Origin of the sequence: Rouxiella badensis, assembly GCF_002093665.1 — a bacterium.
Taxonomy (GTDB): Bacteria; Pseudomonadota; Gammaproteobacteria; order Enterobacterales; family Enterobacteriaceae; genus Rouxiella; species Rouxiella badensis.
Map to the genome: position 1 here is coordinate 31840 of NZ_MRWE01000008.1, position 18183 is coordinate 50022.

15 protein-coding genes are annotated in these 18183 nt (G+C 57.3%); 10 read left to right on the plus strand and 5 right to left on the minus strand.

What is annotated here, in order from left to right; translation table 11 throughout:
• Positions 1-23 precede the first annotated feature (23 nt).
• On the plus strand, positions 24-1145 hold the full coding sequence (locus BS640_RS06600) for an NADH:flavin oxidoreductase (RefSeq protein WP_017490554.1): 1122 nt from the start codon (positions 24-26) through the stop codon (positions 1143-1145).
• 42 nt (positions 1146-1187) lie between these two features.
• Here the strand turns inward: BS640_RS06600 and BS640_RS06605 are convergent, their stop codons facing one another.
• The 3 genes from BS640_RS06605 to BS640_RS06615 form a co-directional block, all read right to left on the minus strand.
• Positions 1188-2504: a cation:proton antiporter gene (locus BS640_RS06605; RefSeq protein ID WP_017490555.1), complete on the minus strand. Its 1317-nt coding sequence runs from the start codon at positions 2502-2504 to the stop codon at positions 1188-1190.
• Between the two features lie 198 nt (positions 2505-2702).
• Positions 2703-3719: an ABC transporter permease gene (locus BS640_RS06610; protein WP_017490556.1), complete on the minus strand. Its 1017-nt coding sequence runs from the start codon at positions 3717-3719 to the stop codon at positions 2703-2705.
• Positions 3720-3731: 12 nt separating this feature from the next.
• Positions 3732-4787 carry an ABC transporter substrate-binding protein gene (locus tag BS640_RS06615; RefSeq protein WP_017490557.1) on the minus strand — a complete coding sequence of 352 codons (1056 nt, stop codon included), beginning with the start codon at positions 4785-4787 and terminating at the stop codon, positions 3732-3734.
• Between the two features lie 246 nt (positions 4788-5033).
• On the opposite strand from BS640_RS06615, the gene BS640_RS06620 reads away from it, so the two are divergent.
• Entirely contained in the window at positions 5034-5825 is a 792-nt protein-coding gene (locus tag BS640_RS06620; RefSeq protein ID WP_017490558.1) for an ABC transporter ATP-binding protein, read from the plus strand.
• 18 nt (positions 5826-5843) lie between these two features.
• Positions 5844-6884 (plus strand): PLP-dependent cysteine synthase family protein, encoded by a 1041-nt coding sequence (locus tag BS640_RS06625; protein ID WP_084912225.1) that lies wholly within the window; start codon positions 5844-5846, stop codon positions 6882-6884.
• A gap of 63 nt (positions 6885-6947) precedes the next feature.
• On the opposite strand, the gene BS640_RS06630 is transcribed toward BS640_RS06625, so the two are convergent.
• Both BS640_RS06630 and BS640_RS06635 read right to left on the minus strand, forming a co-directional pair.
• Positions 6948-7895: a sulfonate ABC transporter substrate-binding protein gene (locus tag BS640_RS06630; protein WP_017490560.1), complete on the minus strand. Its 948-nt coding sequence runs from the start codon at positions 7893-7895 to the stop codon at positions 6948-6950.
• Between the two features lie 114 nt (positions 7896-8009).
• Positions 8010-9908, minus strand: a complete 1899-nt coding sequence (locus tag BS640_RS06635) for a sigma-54-dependent Fis family transcriptional regulator (RefSeq protein WP_017490561.1) — start codon at positions 9906-9908, stop codon at positions 8010-8012.
• A 272-nt stretch (positions 9909-10180) separates the two neighbouring features.
• Here BS640_RS06635 and ssuD point away from each other — a divergent pair, with 272 nt between their 5' ends.
• The 7 genes from ssuD (at position 10181) to BS640_RS06670 (ending at position 18029) form a co-directional block, all read left to right on the plus strand.
• A complete protein-coding gene (gene ssuD / locus BS640_RS06640) occupies positions 10181-11353 on the plus strand; it encodes an FMNH2-dependent alkanesulfonate monooxygenase (RefSeq protein ID WP_017490562.1) in 1173 nt (390 codons plus the stop codon).
• A gap of 10 nt (positions 11354-11363) precedes the next feature.
• Entirely contained in the window at positions 11364-12467 is a 1104-nt protein-coding gene (gene sfnG, locus BS640_RS06645; RefSeq protein WP_017490563.1) for a dimethylsulfone monooxygenase SfnG, read from the plus strand.
• Positions 12460-13875, plus strand: coding sequence for an FAD/NAD(P)-binding protein (locus BS640_RS06650; protein ID WP_084912226.1), 1416 nt, complete (start codon positions 12460-12462; stop codon positions 13873-13875). Before sfnG ends, BS640_RS06650 begins: the two co-directional genes overlap by 8 nt.
• Before the next feature lie 152 nt (positions 13876-14027).
• Positions 14028-15437, plus strand: a complete 1410-nt coding sequence (locus BS640_RS06655) for an LLM class flavin-dependent oxidoreductase (protein WP_026110355.1) — start codon at positions 14028-14030, stop codon at positions 15435-15437.
• On the plus strand, positions 15434-16456 hold the full coding sequence (locus BS640_RS06660) for a methionine ABC transporter ATP-binding protein (protein WP_017490566.1): 1023 nt from the start codon (positions 15434-15436) through the stop codon (positions 16454-16456). Before BS640_RS06655 ends, BS640_RS06660 begins: the two co-directional genes overlap by 4 nt.
• A complete protein-coding gene (locus BS640_RS06665) occupies positions 16453-17157 on the plus strand; it encodes a methionine ABC transporter permease (RefSeq protein WP_017490567.1) in 705 nt (234 codons plus the stop codon). The genes BS640_RS06660 and BS640_RS06665 overlap by 4 nt, the downstream gene beginning before the upstream one ends.
• The gene (locus tag BS640_RS06670) at positions 17154-18029 is read left to right on the plus strand and encodes a MetQ/NlpA family ABC transporter substrate-binding protein (RefSeq protein WP_017490568.1); all 876 of its coding nucleotides are present in this window, start codon (positions 17154-17156) and stop codon (positions 18027-18029) included. The genes BS640_RS06665 and BS640_RS06670 overlap by 4 nt, the downstream gene beginning before the upstream one ends.
• Positions 18030-18183 lie beyond the last annotated feature (154 nt).

Here is an 18183-nt window from a genome sequence, read left to right on the forward strand (position 1 = left end):
TAACCTAAACGGAGAAATACCCTGTGAGCAGATCAAACGTAGACGCCCTGTTTCAACCCTTTCATCTGAAAGGCCTGTCACTGAAAAACCGAATCGTTATGGCTCCGATGACCCGTTCCTTCGCGCCAAACGGCGTGCCGGGTGAAAATATTGCCGCCTATTATCAGCGCCGCGCCGAGGGCGAAGTCGGACTTATCCTCTCCGAAGGGACGGTTATCAATCGCCCCGCGTCGCGAAACGATGCCAACATTCCGTTCTTCCACGGCGACGAGGCGCTTAAAGGCTGGAAAAAGGTCATCGATGAAGTGCACGCCGCGGGCGGCAAGATGGGGCCACAGCTGTGGCATACCGGCTCGGTGGTCAGCTTCCTGACCGACTGGGTGCCTGAATCCCCGGTCGAAAGCCCATCAGGCCTGATAGCTCCCGGCGAACCGCGCGGTGAGGCCATGAGCGATGAGACCATTGCCGACACTATCGCCGCCTTCGCTCAGGCCGCGGCCGACGCCAAACGTTTAGGTTTTGACGTCGCGGAAATTCACGGCGCGCACGGTTACCTGATTGACCAATTCTTCTGGGCCGGAACCAACCAGCGTACCGATGCTTACGGGGGCGCCACGCTCAAGCAGCGTTCGCGCTTTGCGGCCGAGGTGGTGAAGGCAATGCGCGAAGCCGTCGGGCCTGAGTTCCCGCTCATTTTGCGCGTCAGCCAGTGGAAACAGCAGGACTATTCCGCACGTCTTGCCCCGACGCCACAGGAGATGACCGACTGGTTGCTGCCATTGGTTGAGGCCGGTGTGGATATTCTGCACTGTTCACAGCGCCGCTTCTGGGAGCCAGAATTCCCTGAAATTGACGGCGAGAGCGGGTTGAATTTTGCCGGCTGGGCCAAGAAGTTGACCGGTGCCGCCACCATCAGCGTCGGATCCGTTGGCCTGTCGGGCGACTTTATGTCCGCCTTTGCCGGTGAAAGCTCGCACCCTGCCAGCCTTGATAAGTTGATCGAACGTCTGGAGCGCAACGAGTTCGACCTGATTGCCGTCGGTCGCGCACTGTTGAGCGATCCACATTGGGTTACGAAAATCCGCACCGGTAATCAGGCCGCACTCAAAGACTTCACCGCCGAGGCGCTGCGAGAGTTGGTGTAAACCTCTGCGTTAAGCCCCGGAATTCGGGGGGCCGCTCGCTGCTTATTTTCGGCTCCAGAAATTAAGCAGCGGCGTGACCGTAATTCCATGCACCAATACGCTGGCGGTAATAATCGTCAGCGCGCAGTTGGTCATTATTGTCGCCTCGCTGCCCTGCATGCCGTGCGTGTAAGCATAGGCAATATAGTTGAGACTCCCGATGCCACGTATTCCCAGCCAGCCAAATAATATGCGCTGCTGACGAGAATAAGACGAACGCCAGGTCGATAAATACACCGCTAACGGTCGGATAATAAAGAATAAAATAAATGCCAGAATAAGGCCCATGAATTCCCAATGCTGGGCCAGCGTGACGCCTAATACAATCACAATCGCGGCGGCGAAGAGTCGCTCAATCGTATCGCCGAAAGACAGCGCATCACCAATCAGCAGGCCCATGGATTTTAGCGGGCTTCGTTGCTCGATAGCGTGGCGCAGATGCGGGTTGATCATCATCTCGGCGGGGGGATTTTCCTCCTGCTCCTCTTCAGCCGGATTCTTTTTCTGCACTTTAAGCTCGGCGCTACGCAGGCCCACACCGGCGGCAAAGGCGGCCAAAAAGCCCGAAGCATCGACCGAGATAGCTAGCGCAAAGCTTAGGCAGATCAACGATAAGGCAATAAAATCGCTGGGCGCAACCTCACCCTGTGCATGCCGCCAATGGGTAGAAATAAGCCCGATAAGCCGGCCAAGACCGTAGCCAATCCCCAGTCCGGCAACCAGCGACCACACGACGTCAATCGTGAACCAGTGGACAAGCGCCTGCGTCGAGAGTGCCCCCTCGGCGTTGTGCCACAGCAGCGCCAGCATCAGTAAAGGAAGCGCCGTACCGTCATTAAGCCCTGCCTCGCTCGACAGAGAAAGCCGCAGACTGTCGTCATCACGCGCATCGTTGATGGCGATAAGACTGGCTAACACCGGGTCGGTCGGGGCGATAATGGCCGCGAGCGCCAGTGAAATCGGCCAGGATAATCCGGTCAGATAGTGGGCAATCACCATGACGCCCAGCACAGTGAGGATCATTCCTGGAATGGCGAGCCGAACGCCTATACGCCAGATGCTGGCCCGCAGCGGTAAGCGTATCTTCAGGCCAGTAATAAACAGCGAGGTCGCGATGGCGATTTCTGTAATACGGCTGACGATCGTCGAGTGGGCCAGAACGTCAATATTAAGCACGTTGAAGCCCCACGGGCCGCAGGCGACGCCGACCAGCAAATAAATACCGAAAATAGGGACCGGTGTGCGATTTATCCAGCCGTAAGAGAGCGACATTAGCAGGAGTAAACCGCCCGTTGCTGCAGTCCATGCGAGATAATTCATACTTCCCCTTGTGTGTAATAAAATAATGAAAAGAATAAAGCTAAGTGTTTTCCTAACCCATTATAGTACAGACGAAAAAATACCCGCACGAGGCGGGCAAAGTCGCTTAGAACACAGGGAGTAATAACTGTTTAAAACCTAGCAGAGATTTTTTAATTCGCTATCGTAAGGGATAAATAATATCCGTTAATAAGTCTGCTACCACTTCACCGCGCTTTGCTGCCAGGCCAGCACCCTGTCACGTACGGCAAACAGCAGCGTAATCAGCGACGAGAACAATAAGGCCATGACGATCAGCGCACCATACATATTGGCGTAGGCCGCCCAGCCCTGCGCCCACTGTAGATACCAGCCAAGGCCAGACTTGACCCCCATCATCTCCGCCGCGACCAGCACCGAGAAAGATGCCCCCAGCCCCATAAACAGCCCGACAAACACGTGCGGCAGTGACGCCGGAACCGCGACGCGCAGAATCAGGAACACATTGCTGGCCCCCAGCGTTCTGGCAACATCGTAATAGCGACTATCCACGCTTGAGACACCGGACCAGGTCAATACGGTGACCGGGAACCAGGTTGCCAGAGCGATAAGAAATATTGCCGCCGAGAAGCTTGAAGGGAAGAAGTACAGCGACAGCGGCAGTAGGGCGGTGGAAGGCACCGGACCCAAAAAACGCAGGATCGGATGCACCCAATACCCCAATCCGCGCGACCAGCCGATCGCCACGCCGGTGACAAATCCGCTGATGCTGCCAAAAATAAAGCCTAGCGCCAGAAGTCTCAGCGAGTTCAACACGCTGTCGCCAAGCCGATACCAGTCGGTTGCATAGGCTTCGACCAATGCACGAGGCGGCGCAAAGAACGGGGCAGGCAGCAGTGCAAGTTTGGCGGTCACCGTTTCCCAAATGGCAATCAACACCGCTAACGCCACTAACCAGCGTGCCGCCCGCTGTAACGGCGAAAACAGCCAGCGCCACTGCACCACAAGGCCCAGTAATACTGCGACGGTGAGCAGGGCCGAGAAGAGGGCGAACAGGCGATGAGTCTCGCCTACAAAGCGCGGCGTTGCAAAGCCGACCGGTTTGTCCGGCCAGAAAACCATGAGCGCCACCAGGCCCCACCAGGCGAGGAGGGCGATACCCAATGCGGGCGTCAGCGCCAGCTTCTGGCCTTTCAGAGCCGGGCTTTTTAGTCTGTCGAGCGTATCACTGGACATGGCAACTCCTTATTAGCCCATCTTCATGTTCATGGCATCGTGCGAGGCCGGAAGCAGGTTCGGCACGTAGTGATCGGCAAACTGCTGGGCGTTGGTCTCAGGGCGTATAACGTTGATAAGCTTCAGCTCGTTAACGTAGGTCGCCACTTCACTGCGCAGTTGCTCACCGGTTGAGTGATGATTGTGGGTATGTTCCTTGAGCATCGCGGTGATGTCGTCAATCGGTACATTGCCCGGCACATAAGGGGCGAAGATTTTGGCGGTTTCGGCCGGGTTATCCGCCGTCCACTGCTGCGCGTCGACAATCGCCTGAGTGATGGCACGCGCCACCGCCGGATTATCGCGCACCAGCGAGCCTCGCAGACCCAGCACGCAGCAGGTCATGGTGTGGTATTCGCCGCTCATGTTGTTGTCCACCTCTTGCAGGTCGTAGCGATGCTTGATGAGCCATCCCTGCGGATCGTCGCTGGCAATCGCCTGCACTTCCCCCTTCTTCAGGGCCTCACCAAACAGGTCGGCCGGATACTGCACCCAGTTCACCTGTTTGTCGGGATCGATCCCTTGTTTCGCCAGCTGGATAGCAAAGAAGTTACGCAGCGGGCTGGCCTGATCGCTCACCGCCACGTTTTTGCCCACCAGATCTTTCACGCTGTTGATACCGGAATTTTTGGCGGCCAGCAGGCGCATACAGCCGCCGTGGGTGCCCACGGTCAGGTCAACGTCGAAGCCCTGTTCAAGCGGTTTGAGCCAGCGCAGTGCCATGCCTATACCGCCGTCGGCCTGTCCGGTGGCAATCGCCTGTAACAGCGAATCAGTGGGGCCGCTGAAGTTAACCGGCTCCACGTTCAGGCCATATTTTTTGAAGAATCCCTGTTTTAAGGCGACGGAAATGGGGGCCTGACATACCGCCGTCTGGCCCCACGCCAGTTTGACCGTCGTCAGCTTGCCCGCGTCGACGGGCGCGGTGTCGGCCCAGGCGGGAAAGACCGAGGAGAGGCCAAGCCCTGCGCCAAGTAATCCCGCCCGTTGAATAAAAGCACGCCGTGAAGAGTCGGTATATCCTGCCATATTTAATTCCGCCATTGTTTATAAATAAAATACTTCAGGGGTAAAGGAACATTCATTGTAAGAAACTATTTTGAATTAACGTTTAATGTTGCAGGTTTAGATAGACGGATAAAATAACAATAGTGCATTAATATTTTCATCTCTCGCTTATTCACTTTTCAGGTTAGCTTTGCTGTTATTAAGCATTTACCTTTACCTCAAAAACCGGAATATTTTATTTCAGAACAACCATCAATGGGGTAGGCCATGTCTTCAGGCGACACAATTAAAAGCACCACAGGGTTGGCGCTGGATATTAATCAGGTGAGCCACGCATTTTATCTGGAAGGAAAAACGCTTCCGGTGCTTGAAGATGTTTCCCTGAAAGTTGAACCCGGTGAGTTTGTCGCGCTGCTCGGTCCATCAGGCTGTGGGAAATCCACGCTGTTGCGCCTCGTAGCCGGGCTGGATAACCCGATCGCGGGTGATATTTTTGAGGACGGACGCCCGCTGTTGCAGCCCGATCCCAGCCGCGTAGTGGTGTTTCAGGATCCGACGCTTTACCCATGGCGCAGCGTGTGGGGCAACGTCTCTCTGGGGCTGCAAACGCGCGGTAAACTGACCGACGACGGCCGCAGCCACGTTGACAAGACGCTGGAAAAGGTCGGGCTTAGCCAGTTCGCCAACGCCTGGCCACATCAGCTCTCTGGCGGCATGGCGCAGCGCACCGCACTTGCCCGCGCACTGGTTAATCATCCGCGTCTGCTCATCCTCGACGAACCGCTCGGTAAACTGGACTCGCTCACCCGCATTCGCATGCAGCAGGAGTTGGTGAACCTGTGGCGCGAACAGCGTTTTACCACGCTGATGGTGACGCACGACGTTGAAGAGGCGCTGCTGATGGCGAATCGGGTGGTGGTCTTTAGCCCACGTCCGGCCCGAATCATTGAAACTATCGATGTTCCCTTACCCTACCCGCGACGTCGTGATGACCCGCGCCTGGTTGAATTACGTACTCAGGCGCTGCAGTTGCTCGGCGCCGACGTTCCCGTTGCCTGATTATGTGTGGAGCACACCATGACAATTCATAATGGAATTACTGAACTGGTTGGACAGACGCCGTTATTAAGGCTCAAGCGGTTTAGCCAGGAAAATAAATTAAACGTTGACCTGCTTGCCAAGCTGGAATATTTCAATCCCAACCACAGTATTAAAGACCGCATTGCGCTGGCAATGATTGAGGCCGCCGAACGTTCCGGTAAATTAAAGCCGGGTGTCACGCTGGTGGATACCACCAGTGGAAATACCGGTATTGGTCTTGCGGCCATCGCGGCGTCTAAGGGATATAAATTCCGCGTTTATTTACACGACAAACTGAGTGAGGAGCGATTCGCTATTCTCAGCGCTTTCGGTGCCGAAATTATTCCGTTTAGCCAAGTGCCCGGTTTCGATAAAATCCTTGAGGAGAGCGACGGGGACTTCGTGGCCGCCGCCAAATGGCTGGCTGACAATGTTATCCTCAAGGAACCCAATATCTTCTTCACCTATCAACTGGAGAACCCGGCTAACCCGCAGGCACACTATGAGAGCACGGGGCCGGAAATCTGGCAGCAGACCTCGGGGCAGGCCGACATCGTTGTCGCCTCGGTGGGCACCGGCGGAACGCTGTCAGGGACAGGGCGTTATCTGCGCCAGCTCAAGCCGGACATTAAGCTTATCGCCGTTGAACCGGGGAGACATTCAATTCCCGACAAAGATAACCCTGAGGTCAGGGAAATTACCGGCGTTCATGCCTTCAGCACCGTGACACCCGAGCGCGTGCCGCTGACGCTGGACCGTGAGCTGTTTGATGAAGTCGTGGCGGTTGAAAGCTGGCAGGCCGTTCAGGCCGCGCGAGAAGTGGCAAAAACCGACGGTATTCTGATTGGCGAATCTTCGGGTGCCGTGCTGCATGCGGCACGCGAGATTGCGCGTCGCCCGGAGAATGCGGGTAAACGCATTGTGACCCTTCTTGCCGACAGCGGGTTGACCTACCTCTCTACCGGTCTGTTTAATCCGCAGCTGAGCGTCGAACAAATCAAGATTGAGGCATTGCTAAAAAGTCAGGTGCTGGCCTGAGAAAGGCACAAATTTAGAGAAGATTAAATAGAGTCTGCCCCGCAAGGGGCAGACTTTTTGCTATCAGTGTTTGTCCAATGACCAGGTCGCGCTACTGACATTAACGGGGGTCGGCAGCAGGCCAACCTGGGTGAATTTATCCGCTAACACCTGTTGACTCTTGAATACTGCTGGAGTCATACGCTGCGCGTCATAAGGCATTCTTGCTAACGCTTTTGCCCAGATGTTTTTCGCCAGACCGGTTGATTTCGACAGGATCTCCGCCGTCTCATCGTGATGCTGATTTGCCCAGTCACTGGTGGCCTTAAGCTCGGTAACCAGTTTTTCAGCGGTTTGCGGATAGGTGTCGGCAAATTTACGACTGGCGAGGAAGAAGGTGTAGTGCGGCACAAGACCTTCGGCGTTCTGCACTTCTCGTGCCTTGGCGTTGGTTTCTACCTCAGCCAGGAACGGGTCCCAGATAACCCAGGCGTCGATATCGCCACTCTGGAAGGCGGCGCGAGCGTCGCCCGGCACCAGATACACCGGCTTGATGTCCTTGTAGCTCAGCCCGGCCTTTTCCAGCGCCGCGACCAGTAAGTAGTTAACGTCTGAGCCTTTGTTAAGCGCAACGCGTTTGCCCTTCAGGTCGGCGACGGTTTTGATCGGCGAATTTTCGGGTACCACGATAGCTTCGGTTTGCGGATTCGGCACGGAGTGGGCGAGATAGACCAGATCAGCATGGGCTGCCTGTGCGATAACCGGCGGTGCATCTCCGGTGGCGGCCAGATCGATACTGCCCACGTTCAGGCCTTCAAGCATCTGTGGACCGGCGGTGAATTCGACCCAGTGCACGTCGATCCCCTGTTTCTTGAAATCGTTGTCCAGCGTGCCGCGATACTTCAGCAGGGCGAAGATATTGGCCTTTTGATAGCCGATGTTGACTACCTTGGGCGCGGTTTCGGCCTGAGCCGCCTGGAACGAACCGAGCAAAACGGCGGCAGTCAGCGCGCCGAGAATGAATTTTTTCATCGTTATTTTCCTGCAGATTATATTTCTAAAAGTTAGGTTGTTGGCAAAACATAACAAAATACGGAATAAGCGCTTAATAGAATAACGTCATAAGTTAGATTCATTTTTGTGCTGTCAGGGCGGTGAGTCGGACCAGACGGCATCGCGCACCTTGATAGCACGAGGCAACAGCCCCAGCGCATAAAATCGGTCGGCGATGGCCTGCTGGTCGCGAATGATTGCAAGATCCATTCTCTGCGTCTGGTGGCTGCGGCGGGCGAGGGCGTGGGTCAATGAGTCGGTCGCCAGACCCAGTTCAGCGGAAAGCAGGTTAGCGGCCTCAAGGCGGTTGGCGTCGATATAGCGCCCGGTTTGCACCAGCGCCCCCATTAACTGATGCAGCAGGTCGCTGGAGTGCGCCGCAAAATCACGGTGCGCGAGGTAAAACTGATGGTTGTTGACGCGCCCAGTGCCGTTGGCAATCACTCGCAGCTGCCCGCAGCGCTCGGCGTCGCTCAGTAGCGGATCCCACATCATCCAGGCATCGACGGCATGGTGGTCACTCGGCGTCAGCGGATATTTTGGCGGAGAGTAAACCACGCGCACGTCATCCAGGGTCAGTCCGACCTCGTCAAGGATTTGCACCAGCAGGTAGTGCACGTTGGAACCTTTATTCACCGCGATACGTTTACCGCGCAGACTCGCGATGTCTTTAATCGGACTGTCGTTGGCGACCAGCAGCGCCACGCTTTGGGGTGCCGCAGGCTCCCATGCCACGTAAAGCACCCGGTTATCGTTGGCTTGGGCAAACAGCGGCGGCACTTCACCCGTGGTACCAAAATCTATCTCGCCGTTGCTCAGCGCGTGCAGCAGCTGCGGTCCCGCGGGGAATTCACTCCACAGCACGCTGACGCCGCTGTCGGCAAACTGCGCCTCAAGCGATTGACGTGCCTTGAGGATCCCCAGATTACCAAATCTCTGATAGCCGATGCGCAGTTCCCGCTCGTGTGGCGGGCGATGTGCGTGAGTGCGTTGTCCGCTTCCGGCGAGACTGCGACGCGGTTTAATCAGCCCCAGATGACCCAGATGGGTACGCAGCGTATTGCGGCTGACGCCCAGTAGGGTAGCGGTTTGCAGCTGATTGCTGCCGCTGATTTCGAAAGCGTTGCGCACCAGCGCGTCAATAACCCGCTGGTAAATCTGCGTTTCACCGCTCTCGAGCTGCTGGCGCATAAACTCGTCGAGCGCGGCCTCACCCAGCGGCAGTGAATCTGCACCGAGCGGGCTAAGGCGCAGCTGACGCGGGCTAATAATCGGCTCTTTGCTCAGCAGCACCGCGTTGTGCAGAGTATTTTCCAACTCACGAATGTTGCCCGGCCAGGGGTACTCCATCAGCGTGGCGACGGTCTCCTCGCTCATGCGCAGCTGAGGGCGACCCAGACGTCGTGCATAGAGGCGCAGAAAGTGTTCGGCCAGCAGGGGAATGTCTTCTTGGCGTTGGCGCAAAGGCGGCAGGGTTACGGCCGCCACGTTGAGACGATAATAAAGGTCCTCTCGAAAACGGCGCTCGCGAATGGCCTGCGCCAGGTCGACGTGGGTGGCGGCAATGACCCGCACATTCACTTTTACGGCGCGATGTGACCCGACCCGCGTGACTTCGCGCTCCTGTAACACGCGCAGCAGTTTTACCTGTAGCGGCAGACTCAGCTCGCCAATCTCATCCAGCAGCAGCGTGCCGCCCTCGGCGGCCTCAAACCAGCCCTGATGGCGCTCGCGTGCGCCGGTAAAAGCGCCTTTCTCATGCCCGAACAGCTCCGACTCCGCCAGACTTTCGGTCAGTGCGCCGCAGTTCACCGCCAGAAACGGCTGCTGTCGACGCGGGCTGTGATGATGTAAATAGCGAGCAACTCCCTCTTTACCGGTACCGGTTTCACCGACTATCAATACCGTGGCGTCGGTTGGCGCGAGGCGGTCGAGCACGCTTTGAAAGGCAATCGAGGCGGGATCGATAAGCGTTGGGCCATGATTCTGCATCATTCACTCCTGAGGTGAGAGGGAAGCAAACAATACCGCCCTGAAAGCGGTTCGGCGAGAGGCCCAAAAGTCAAATTGCTGCATTTGCAGCAGCGCAGGCACAGCGATTGTTGCAAATGCAGCAAATTATTCGAGAGGGAATATTTATAAATAATTGAAATGTAATAAAAATAAATTTTCTGCGAAGTGGCACACTTCCTGCAATTCCATTTATAACCAAACTGTGAATTTGTATCTAATAAATTCAGATATCGTTATATAGGAAATGGATAATGAGTGAATCAGCGCAGGAAAACATCAACGTATTCTGGTTTTTGCCGACCCACGGAGACGGCCGTTACCTTGGCACCACCGAAGGCGGCCGCCCGGTCGACTTGCCTTACCTGCAACAGGTGGCACTCGCCGCCGATAATCTCGGCTACTACGGCGTGCTGATCCCGACCGGAAAAAGCTGTGAAGATTCCTGGCTGGTCGCCTCCGCGCTGGCACCTATCACCAAAAAGCTGCGTTATCTGGTGGCGGTGCGCCCAGGCCTACAGCCGCCTACGCTGGCGGCACGCATGGCGGCCACGCTTGACCGGCTTTCCGAGGGACGATTGTTGATTAACGTGGTGACCGGCGGCGATCCCGTTGAGAACAAAGGCGACGGCATTTTCCTCAGCCACGGCGAGCGCTACAAGGTAACGAAAGAGTTTCTTGAGGTGTATTCACGCCTGCTGAAGGGCGAAAAGGTCGATTTCCACGGCGAGCATATTCGGGTGGAAGGCGCCGAGGTGCTGTTCCCTCCGGTCCAGCAGGACGGTCCACCGCTCTATTTCGGCGGCTCTTCCGAAGAAGCTATCGACGTGGCGGCCAATCAGATTGATACCTATCTCACCTGGGGCGAGCCGGTGGAGCAGGTGGCCGAGAAACTGGCCGTGGTGCGCCAGCGTGCCGAAGAGCGTGGTCGTACACTCAGCTACGGGATCCGTCTGCACGTGATCGTGCGTGAAACCGAGGAGGAGGCCTGGGCCGCCGCCGACCGACTTATCGCGCATCTGGATGAAGACACGATTGCCGCCGCGCAGAAAATCTTCGCGCGGATGGACTCCACCGGACAGGCCCGCATGAGTGCACTGCACGGCGGTTCACGCGATTCACTGCGCATTGGGCCGAATCTCTGGGCGGGCGTGGGGCTGGTGCGCGGCGGTGCCGGTACCGCCTTGGTGGGCAATCCGCAGCAGGTTGCGGAACGCATTCGCGAATATCAGGCGCTGGGCATCGAAAACTTTATTTTCTCCGGCTATCCGCACCTCGAAGAGGCGCATCGCTTTGCCGAGCTGGTGATGCCGCTGCTGCCGTTGGCCTCGAACGCCGAAAAGCGTCAGCGCACCGTGAATACCGGACCTTTTGGCGAAACCATCGGCGGCGACCGTCGTCCCGTGAAGCAGACTAGCGCAAGCTAAGGAAAATCCCATGAGCCAATCTTCTCTCGAACAACCGATTCAGTTTGCCTATTGGGTGCCTAACGTCTCCGGCGGGCTGGTCATCAGCAATATTGATCAACGCACCGGCTGGGACTTCGAGTACAACCGCAAACTGGCACAGATTGCCGAGCGCGCCGGGTTCGACTACGCGCTGACGCAGATTCGTTTCACCGCCGGTTATGGCGCAGACAACCAGCATGAGTCGGTCAGTTTCTCCCACGGCCTGCTGGGCGCGACCGAGAAACTCAAGGTGATTGCCGCGCTGCTGCCGGGGCCGTGGAATCCGACGCTGGCGGCCAAGCAAATAGCCACTATTAGCCATCTGACCAACGCCCGCATCGCGGTGAATATCGTCAGCGGCTGGTTTCGCGGCGAGTTCAAGGCCATCGGTGAGCCTTGGCTGGACCACGAGGAGCGCTATCTGCGTTCTGAAGAGTTCATCCGCTGCCTGCGTGGTATCTGGCAGGAGGAGAGCTTTAACTTCGCCGGTGATTTCTACCGTTTTCGCGACTATGTGATGAAACCGAAGCCGCTTAATCCGCTGCCGGAGATTTTCCAGGGCGGCAGCTCTCGCGCGGCACGCGACATGGCGGCCCGCGTTTCCGACTGGTACTTCACTAACGGCAACAGCGTTGAAGGTATTCGCCAGCAGGTTGAGGATATTCAGCTCAAGGCGGCCGCCAACCAGCATCAGGTGAAGATTGGCGTCAACGGCTTTGTGATTGCCCGCGATACGGAACAACAGGCGCAGCAAGTGCTGCAAGACATCGTCGCGCAGGCCAATCCTGACGCGGTAAAAGGCTTCCAGCATGAGGCGAAAAACGCAGGTAGCGCGTCGCCGGAAGGTGAGGGCAACTGGGCGAAATCTACCCTCGAAGACCTGGTGCAGTACAATGACGGCTTCAAAACCAATCTGATCGGCACGCCGCGCCAGATTGCTGAACGTATTATTGCGCTGAAAAAAGCCGGTGTGAGCCTGATGCTGCTGGGCTTCCTGCATTTTCAGGAAGAGGTGGAGTTCTTTGGCCGTGAGGTTATTCCGCTGGTGCGCGAGCTTGAGCGTCAGCAACAGCCGGAGCTGAGTCATGGCTGAGCGGCATATCGTTATCGTCGGCGGCGGTTTTTCCGGCACCGCGCTGGCGATTCATCTTGCGCGCAGCGGCCACGCTGGCCTGAAGGTGACGGTTATCGAACCGCGCGAGCAGTTGGGACGCGGCGTTGCCTATGGCACCCGTGACCCTTCGCACCGCATCAACGTTCCGGCTGAACGCATGCATCTTTCGGCCGCCGAAGAGGGTGATTTCGACCGCTGGTTCCGTGCCTCGCCTGCCTGTCAAATTGACGCAGAGGCCCGCTGGCACGACGGCAAGCTGTATCCGCAGCGCGCCCAGTTTGGTGCCTACCTCAACGAGCTTTACCGCCTTGCCGCCGCGTCCTCAGCGGTGAAACTGCACCACGTGCGTGACCGCGCCGTTGCATTGGAAAACGGCGCGGTGATCACCGCCTCAGGCCAAGGCTATCGGGCGGATGACGTGGTGCTGGCCATCAGCCACCCGCCTCCGGCATTGCCTTCGTTGCTGAAACATTTAACGCATTCGCGCGCGCTGGTCGCTAACCCGTGGCGGGTTGACGCGCTGGCGGGCGTCGTGCCCACGGACCGCGTGGCGATTATCGGCAGCGGGCTCACCATGTCTGACGTGGTGGCCTCTCTGCATCGGCAGGGGCATCGCGGTGAAATCACAGCATTTTCGCGTCGTGGGCAGCTGCCGCGTCCGAACCTCAGCGGACAGTTTGCGCCGCGTGCGCTGGACTATTCGCGTCCGCAGGCTGCCACCGTGCGTGGTTGGCTACGGCGTGTCCGTGATGAAATTAAAGCCGCCGCCGCGCTGAATCTGCCGTGGCAGCTGGTGCTGGATGATATTCGCAGCAACGGCCAGCGCCTGTGGCAGCAGTTTTCGCTGAAAGAGCAACAGCGTTTCCTGCGCCATCTTCGTCCATGGTGGGACGTGCACCGCTACCGCATCGCGCCGCAGGTCAGTGCGGTGCTGGAACAGCTTCAGGACGACGGACGATTGACGGTGAAGGCCGCGCGTTTGGTCAAGGCCGAAGACAACCAAGGGCGAATCACGCTGACGCTACAGCCGCGCGGTGCCACGCCTGAGTCTCTGACGGTGGATAAAATTATTGTTACCACCGGTCCTGCGCATGGCGCGCTGCTGAGCAGCGATGCGTTGCTTAGCCAACTGGCGACGCAGGGAGCCATTCAGGCCGATCCGCTGGCGCTGGGCATCTGGGTGAACGCCCAGTCACAGACGCTGAATATTCACGGCAACGCCAACCCGCATTTATACGTGGTCGGCCCGGCCGCGCGTGGCCGCTTTGGTGAGCTGATGGGCCTGCCGCAGGTTGCAGAACACGCCGAAACGCTGGCGCGTAGTCTGTTAGACACGGCCTCATTTCCTCAGGCGGGACGATGTCCGGCTTCACTGAAAACCCTCTGAGCAGTTGCTTATTTTTCTGATTTTTTTCTGATTTTAATGACCACAATCACGGCTGATTCAGGCAGCGGACGCTGCCTCTCTCGCCCAGGGAGTACGCTATGTCTTCACAAAAAGATCTGTCTTCACAAAACAATTTATCTTCACAAAACATGGTGTCATCGCAGCGTGAAATTCGCCTAAACGCTTTTGATATGAACTGTGTTGGCCACCAGTCTCCCGGTCTCTGGGCCCATCCGCGCGATCGTTCATGGCAGTACAAGGATTTGGAATATTGGACCGATCTCGCTCGCCTGCTCGAACGCGGCAAGTTTGACGGCCTTTTTATCGCCGACGTGCTGGGCGTGTATGACGTGCTCAACGGCAACAACGACGCGGCAATTCGTAATGCGACGCAGGTACCGGTTAACGATCCGCTGGCGCTTATTACGCCAATGGCCCTGGTCACCGAACATCTTGGATTTGGTCTGACGGCGTCGCTGTCGTTTGAGCATCCTTATCCTTTTGCACGCCGTCTTTCGACGCTGGACCATCTGACCAAAGGCCGGGTGGGCTGGAATATCGTGACCTCTTATCTTGAGAGCGGCGCACGCAATATCGGCTATAAGGCACAGACCGATCACGATGCGCGCTACGACTACGCCGACGAATATTTGCAGGTGGTTTACAAGCTGCTCGAAGGCAGCTGGGAGGAGGGCGCGGTGCTGCGCGACCGCGAGCGCGGCATCTTCAGCGATCCGAGCAAAATTCATCCTATTAACCACCAGGGCACCTTCTTCCAGGTTCCCGGTATTCACCTGTGCGAACCCTCGCCACAGCGCACGCCGGTGCTCTATCAGGCGGGCGCGTCGAGCCGTGGCAAACAGTTTGCCGCCGAGCATGCCGAATGCGTGTTCGTGGCCGTACCGTCCAAGGTACTGCTGAAGAAGACCGTCGCCGATATCCGCCGCCGCGCCGCCGAAGCGGGGCGAGATCCGCGCAAAATTCTCATTTTCAATTTGCAAACGGTGATCGTCGGCGAGACCGACCTCCAGGCGCAGGCCAAATGGCAGGAATACAAAAGCTATGTCAGCTATGAGGGGGCATTGGCGCTGATTTCGGGCTGGACGGGCATCGACTTTGGTCAATATCAACCCGACCAGGTGCTGAAACACTTGCACACCAACGCCATTCAGTCGGCGGTAGAAACTTTCTCGACCGCTGATCCAAACCGTCAGTGGACGGTGCAGGGGCTGGCCGACTGGGTCGGCATCGGCGGTTTTGGTCCGCTCATCGTCGGCAGCGCCGAGACGGTGGCCGACGAGCTGCAAAGCTGGGTCGAAGAGACAGACGTCGACGGCTTCAATCTGGCTTATGCCGTGACCCACGAAACTTTCACCGACGTTGTGGACCTGCTGGTTCCTGAGTTGCAAAAGCGCGGTGCCTACAAGAAGGACTATCAGCAAGGGACGCTGCGCGAAAAGCTGTTCAATCAGGGGCCGCGTTTGCAGGTTCCGCACCCCGGCACCGGTTATCGTCACCGCGCCGAGAAACAAGCCCAGCCTGAGGGAGCGGCGGAATCATGATTGAAATCGATAATCTGCATAAGCACTATCCGGCACCGGCGGCCAAGGGCAAAAACATCGAGGTGCTAAAAGGGATTTCTCTCACCGTGCCTTCGGCCTCGATAACCGCCGTGGTCGGACCGAGCGGTGCGGGGAAATCCACGCTGGCAAAGTGCATCAGCCTGTTGGAAAAACCGACGTCAGGCAGCATTCGCGTTAACGGTAAAGACCTGTCTCGGCTGTCTGGCGAGGCGCTGCGCCGTGAACGTCGCGCGATAGGCACGGTTTTTCAGTCCTCGGCGCTGCTGCAACGTAAAACCGCCTGGGACAATATCGCGCTGCCGCTTGAGTGGCTTGGTGTCGTGCCGCGCGACATCAAAAAACACGTCGGCCAGCTGCTCGAAAGCGTCGGCCTTGAGGACAAGGCGCACCATTTTCCCTCCCAGCTTTCCGGCGGTCAGCGTCAGCGGGTGGGCATCGCCCGTGCGCTGGCGCTCAAGCCGTCGGTGTTGCTGGCGGACGAGGCGACCTCGGGACTCGATCCCGAGTCCACTGCGTCGATTCTGAGCCTGCTGAAACAGCTGCGCGACCACTTTGGGCTGGCGATTGTGTTGATAACGCACGAGATGGACGTCGTGCGCAGCGCGGCCGACGCGGTGGCCGAAATTCGCGATGGCAGGCTGTTGCAGCAGGGGTCGCTCCAGCACCTGCTGGCGCAACCGGAGTCGCGTCTGGGCCAACAGCTTTTCCCACTGCGCCCGACAGAGGCCGACGGGGAGCTGGTGCTGCAACTGAGCTACGGTGACCGGCCGTTGGCGACCGACTGGATAAGCCAGCTCAGCCAGCAGTATCCGTTGCAGGTTGACGTATTGGCCGCGCACGTCGAGAAGGTCGGTGAACGGCTGGCGGGAAGGATGCAGGTCGCGGTGCGCTTTACTCAGCGTCCGCTCGACACCCAGACGCTGATTCAACAGCTGTATCGACTTGGCATCAATTCAGAAATTATTCAGACTCGCGCCGCGCTACAGGAGGCGGTATGAAACCGGTAGACGTGCTGAGTCAGGACACGCCGTGGAGCCAGATTCATACTCTGATGGTGCCGGCCTACCTGCAAACCTGGCTGATGGTCGGCATCGTGATGCTGTTTGTGGTTACGCTCGGCGGTTTGCTCGGCGTGGTGTTGTTCAACACTTCGAAGCGCGGACTGTTTCCCCACGCCAGCCTGAATCATGCCCTCAGCTGGCTGGTCAATATGGGCCGTTCGCTGCCCTTTCTGGTACTGATGGCGGCGATTATCCCGTTCACCTTCTGGCTCACCGGTACCACCATCGGCACGCCTGCGGCGGTGATCCCGATGATTGTCGCGGGGACGCCGTTCTTTGCGCGTCTGGTGGAGAACGCACTGCGCGAACTCCCGGCCGACGTCACGGCGGTCGGGCTGGTGTCGGGAGGCTCTACGTGGCAGATAATCACCCGGGCACAAATCAGTGAGGCGCTGCCTGCGATTGTGGCGGGTATCGTGCTGAACCTGATTTCCATGATTGAATATTCGGCCATCGCGGGCACCATCGGCGCGGGCGGTATCGGCTATCTGGCCGTGGTTTACGGCTATCAGCGCTTCGATAACCACATCATGATAGCCACCATTATTGTGCTTATTGTCACCATTCAACTGATCCAATTTATTGGCGATCGACTGGTTGCCTCTCTTCAACACGCAAAGGGTACACATTCATCATGACGCAGCAGGATTTTGAAATTAAAAAGAAAAAAACGTGGCCGTGGATCGTGCTCGGGGTTGTGGTTATCGTTGTTGCCGCCGTGGGCTGGCATTTTGCTTCGCAACAGCGTCACGCGGTGACCTTCGGCACCACGCTTAAGGTGCACTTCGAGCCTGCGATGGCCGGTGAACAGAAGCTAATCGAGTACGTCGCGCAAAATATTGCGCCGGACTATGGCATCAAGATCATTGCCGAAGGGCTTCAGGATCCCGTGCAGGCCGACAGGGCGGTAGCAGACGGGCAGTATGCGGCAACGGTTTATCAGCATCAGTGGTGGCTGAAACAGGTGGTCGATGCCAACAAGTTTGCCCTTACCCCGACCGAGCCGCTGTTCCAATGGGCGTTTGGCATTTACTCAGATAAATATCATTCGATTGCGGATTTACCTCAGGGGGCGGTGATCGTCGTGCCTAACGACGGCGCGAATCAGGGGCAGGCGCTGTGGCTGTTGCAGCGAATTGGCCTGATTGGTCTAGACCCTAACGTTGAACCGCGCACCGCCAAGCTGTCGGACATTAAAGAAAATCCGCATCACTTTGTATTCAAAGAGTTGGATTTGCTGACCATGCCGCGGGCACTGAATTCTGTGGATGCCGCCATCGGCTACGTTTCGCAGTTTGACGCCGGTAAAGTCCCACGCGAGAAAGGCATTCTGTTCCCTCCTGCACCGAAAACCTTCGCCTCGCAGCTGGTGATCGGCACACCTTATCTGGATGACGAAAATATCGTCAAGCTGAAGAAGGCTTTCGCCGACCCTCGCGTGCAGCAGTGGCTAAAAGAGACCCATGACCCTCTGGTGAGAGACGTTTTAGTGCCTGTTTCCGCACAATAAGTCCCAGCATTTCGGGTCATTGACCGGGTTCGCTTAACGCTAACCCGGTTTTTGCGCTGCCTGCAAAATAACTTAGTAACTTATTGATAATATTGAATTTATTATCCATATTTGTTGTTTGTTATTCCCCTCTTTGCACTTTATAACTCGTGTT